A 1,019-nucleotide genomic window follows, 5' to 3' on the forward strand; every position below is an offset into this window, starting at 1 on the left:
GCGAGGGTGGTCACCTTGTTGGGTGACAAAGATACGATGTTTAACTTGCTTTGAAGCTATGCAGTGCATTCATTGCTCGAGCGGTATCTCCAGAAATGATCTCTGGCAAATATCGACTCGCTTCGTCGATGACTGCAGTGAGTTCTTCTGTTTCTTTTTTACCAAGTTTTCCGAGTACGTGGCCGGTTACTTTACTTGCGTGGCCTGGATGGCTGATGCCGAGTCTTAGTCGTGAGAATTCTTTATTGCCGCCAAGTTTGGCGATGATGTCTCTAAGTCCGTTTTGGCCGCCGTGTCCGCCGCCTTTTTTAAGTTTCATTGTGCCCATTGGAATATCGAGCTCGTCATGTGCGACAAGAATTTCTTCTGGCTGAATCTTAAAAAATTGAGCAATCGCTTGAACGGCTTGGCCGCTGCGATTCATAAATGTAGTGGGGACTAAGAGGTGGATATCTTTTCCTGAGAAGTTGACTTTACAGTAAAGGCCGTGGAATTTCTTCTCTGGTTTGAGGGTTTGAAGCGCTTGTTGTGCAAGCGCTTCTACAAAGATGGCACCCGCGTTATGGCGGGTATTTGCGTATTCGGCTCCGGGGTTACCTAAACCGACAATCAGCTTGATCTGTTGAGTCATGGCTGAATGTGCATTCCCTAGCTGGTGCCAACGTAATAAGCTCCGGTTGGGGCTTATTCGTCACCTTCGCCTTCAGCTGCAGCGTCTTCTGCTTCGTCAGCAGCAGAGCCTTTCGGCTTGTGTACAGATGCAACAGAAAGGTCGTGATCTTCACCTTGCTGAAGTGCCGCAATCGTTACACCTTTAGGAAGATCGATGTCTGAAAGGTGAACGATTTGGTCCGCTTCAACTTCAGTCATGTCAACTTCGATGAACTCAGGAAGATCTGCTGGAAGACAGATAACTTCAACTTCAGTCATTTGGTGCTGGATCTTGCCGCCGCCAAGTTTAACGCCTACACATGCTTCTTCGTTAGTGAAGTGAAGTGGTACATTAACGTGGATAGCTT

General features: G+C 47.6%; 1 protein-coding gene and 1 pseudogene. Both read right to left on the reverse strand.

Annotated features, from left to right (window positions below; translation table 11 throughout):
- Positions 1 to 40: 40 nt before the first annotated feature.
- On the reverse strand, positions 41 to 631 hold the full coding sequence (gene pth, locus A3762_RS17835) for an aminoacyl-tRNA hydrolase (protein WP_068755863.1): 591 nt from the start codon (positions 629 to 631) through the stop codon (positions 41 to 43).
- Positions 632 to 684: 53 nt separating this feature from the next.
- Positions 685 to 1,019: pseudogene (locus A3762_RS17840) on the reverse strand (50S ribosomal protein L25); the annotation flags it as partial.

The organism is Oleiphilus sp. HI0125 (genome assembly GCF_001635355.1).